Annotated in this window: 4 protein-coding genes; 3 read left to right on the top strand and 1 reads right to left on the bottom strand. The window is 64.4% G+C overall.

What is annotated here, in order from left to right; genetic code table 11:
• Window positions 1-557: ABC transporter substrate-binding protein (locus tag F6S12_RS30970; RefSeq protein ID WP_315869784.1), on the bottom strand; the 557-nt coding region annotated here is incomplete at its 3' end.
• Between the two features lie 170 nt (window positions 558-727).
• Here F6S12_RS30970 and F6S12_RS30965 point away from each other — a divergent pair.
• The 3 genes from F6S12_RS30965 to F6S12_RS30955 all read left to right on the top strand — a co-directional run bounded on the left by F6S12_RS30965 (window position 728) and on the right by F6S12_RS30955 (window position 2,776).
• Window positions 728-940 (top strand): hypothetical protein, encoded by a 213-nt coding sequence (locus F6S12_RS30965; protein ID WP_172681997.1) that lies wholly within the window; start codon window positions 728-730, stop codon window positions 938-940.
• Window positions 941-1,005: 65 nt separating this feature from the next.
• Window positions 1,006-2,082 carry a sigma-54 interaction domain-containing protein gene (locus tag F6S12_RS30960; RefSeq protein WP_011061215.1) on the top strand — a complete coding sequence of 359 codons (1,077 nt, stop codon included), beginning with the start codon at window positions 1,006-1,008 and terminating at the stop codon, window positions 2,080-2,082.
• Window positions 2,083-2,194: 112 nt separating this feature from the next.
• Window positions 2,195-2,776, top strand: coding sequence for a TetR/AcrR family transcriptional regulator (locus tag F6S12_RS30955; RefSeq protein ID WP_011061216.1), 582 nt, complete (start codon window positions 2,195-2,197; stop codon window positions 2,774-2,776).
• Window positions 2,777-2,848: the final 72 nt, after the last annotated feature.

Raw genomic sequence — 2,848 nt, 5'->3', positions numbered from 1 at the left:
GACACCGCCGCCGCACCGACCTGGGGGTTGAGGTTGGCGATCTTGAAGTCGTCGAGCTTCAGGCCCTTGCTGGCCAGGAAGTTGCTGAAGGCGAACTCCCAGGGCCGGCCGCGATGCAGGGCCAGGCGCTGGCCCTTGAGGTCCTCGATGCTCTTGGCCGTGGACTGGGTGGGCACCACCAGGTAGATATTGTTGCCGCTGCCGCCGGGCACGATCAGCTTGCCCGGCACGCCGCCGGCGCCGGCGATCACCGACGGCAGGTCGCCACGCACGGCGAAGTCGATGCTGTTGTTGCTGAAGCCTTCGTTGATCTGCGGCCCGGCGCCGGCGTGGGGCAGGGCGATCCACTGCAGCTTGATGCCGCGCTGGCTCAGTTGCTGTTCCAGCCAGCCATCCTCGATCACCCGCCCGGCGATGCCGCCGAACACCGGCTTGCCGCCCTGGGTGAAGGCGACGATGGCAATCTTCACCGACTCGGGGGCCGGGTTGGCCAGGGCCGTGACACTGATCAGCAGCCCGGCCATAACGGCCAGGGTATTGCGCCATAAACCTTGCATTGCACTCTCCCTCAAAAAATAAGCCCTCAGCCCCGCCAGCCCTGCGCCGGATATCGCGGTATTTCCTGTAGGAGCCGGCTTGCCGGCGAAGAGGCCCTTGAACCTTGCCTCGCCCTTGCGGACGCCTTCGCTGGCAAGCCAGCTCCTACGAGGGGCGGTGGTGGGTACTGGTGTCGGAAGGGATAGAGCAGATTGCATGCCAGGGCCGCTACAAAGCGCTGCAGGCCTTGCCCGGCAAGGGCTTCAGGCAGATCGACAGGCCCTGGCCCAAGCCGCCGCTGCTGATCTGCGAACAGGCAGGTGCTGGCCGATTGCTGCTCCAGCAGCAGGTGGGGAGCACCCTCCAGACATATTCACAAAAGGAATATCTAAAGATTAATTAATAATTATTTAGTCTAAATATCTTCGTGCACTATTGAGCCCGCGCTTTTACTGCCAGGAATGCACCATGTCGCTGATCACTCATCCAAACGCCCGTGAATTGACCAAGTCGGTACGGGCCACCGTTCTGGTGTTCAAGGACCCGCGCTCCCAGGAATTGCTCAGTCGCATCGAGCGCCTGGCCCCCAGTGAGGCCAATACCCTGATCATTGGCGAGACCGGCACCGGCAAGGAACTGGTGGCGCGCCACATCCATCACCTGAGCCGCCGCGGGCGCGAGCCCTTTGTCGCGGTGAACTGCGGGGCCTTTGCTGAAACCCTGGTGGAAAGCGAACTCTTCGGCCATGAGAAAGGCGCCTTTACCGGTGCCACCACCCATAAGGCCGGCTGGTTCGAAGCGGCCAACGGCGGCACGCTGTTTCTCGACGAGATCGGCGACTTGCCGCTGAACATGCAGGTCAAGCTGCTGCGGGTGCTGCAGGAGCGAGAGGTGGTGCGCCTGGGCTCGCGCACGCCGATCCCGATCAATGTGCGGCTGGTGGCGGCCACCAACGTCAACCTCGCCGATGCGGTGGTGGCCGGGCATTTTCGTGAAGACCTGTTCTACCGCCTGCACGTGGCCACCATCCGCCTGCCGCCGCTGCGCGAGCGCCCGGGGGACATCCTGCCCCTGGCCGAATTCTTCCTTGAGGAACACTGCCAGCGCCTGGGCTACAACCGTGCCTCGCTGACCGAAGAGGCTGAACGCAAGCTGCTGGAGCACAGCTGGCCGGGCAACATTCGCGAACTGGAAAATGCCATCCACCACGCCTTGCTGGTGTGCCGCCAGCAACGGGTGGCACCGGGGGATCTGCACCTGGTGGACATGCGCTCCTCCGGCATCCGCCAGGAACAGGCGCCCCTGGCCGTCCCGGGGCCTCAGGCGCCGGCAGACCTGGGCCGGGCCTTGCAGGCGCTGTTCGAGCAGAACATTCCCGACCTGTACGAGCACATCGAGGAAACGATCTTTCGCGAGGCCTATCGCTACTGCCATGGCAACCAGTTGCAGACCGGGCGCCTGCTCAACATCAGCCGCAACATCGTGCGCGCCCGGCTGGAAAAGATCGGCGAGTTGAACAAGCCCCTGGCGACTTCCGCTTCCTAGATCCGCTTCCTGGACCCGAGAACCGGCCCGGGGCTTTTTTTGCCCGGGGCGGTTGACGCCTGCCGGCTTGATCTTTAGTCTTTGGAACGATCATTCCAGAAAGGTAATAGCCGTGCGTCCCAAGGAGTTCGACCCCGAGCAGATTGCCGATGCGGCCATGCAGGTGTTCTGGCAGCGCGGTTACGCCGCCACGTCCATTCAGGACCTGGTGGAAGGCACCGGCCTGAGCCGCAGCAGCCTGTACAACGCCTTCGACAGCAAGCACGGCCTGTACACCTGTGCCCTCAAGCGCTACCAGCAGATGACCAGCGCCAATATCGAGCTGCTGGGCGCCGACGCACCCGCCAGGGAACTGGTCCGGCGATTGCTGATGCGCATCGTCGACAACGAGCTGGAAGACACCCGGCGCCTGGGCTGCCTGGCGGCCAATGCTTCCCTGGAAATGGCCGGGCAGGACGCGGCGGTGGCTCAGCTCGTGGCGCAGAATTTCCAGCGTATCGAGGCGGCCCTGGAGCAGGTGCTGCGTCGCGGCCAGGAGCAGGGGGAGATCGACCCGCAGAAGAATCCCCGGGCCCTGGCCAGCTTTGTGGTGTGCACCGTGCAGGGCTTGCGGGTGCTGGCCAAGGGCAGCCTGGCGGAGCAACGACGCCAGCGCCTGCTGGATGTGGTCGAGGTGGTCCTGGCCAGCCTGTAGCAGCCGGCGTGCCGGCGAAGGGCCCCTCACAATCTGCATCAGGTTCCAGGGCGTCTTCGCTGGCAAGCCAGC

Origin of the sequence: Pseudomonas sp. JV245A (assembly GCF_032424515.1) — a bacterium.
Taxonomy (GTDB): Bacteria; Pseudomonadota; Gammaproteobacteria; order Pseudomonadales; family Pseudomonadaceae; genus Aquipseudomonas; species Aquipseudomonas protegens.
Note: the sequence above shows the minus strand (reverse complement) of the source record. Positions and strands in the feature narration are given on the sequence as shown.

Bases quoted from the DNA above. Each gene is read 5' to 3' on its own strand.
- F6S12_RS30960 (WP_011061215.1), top strand. From the start codon at position 1,006: ATGTCGCTGATCACTCATCCAAACGCCCGTGAATTGACCAAGTCGGTA.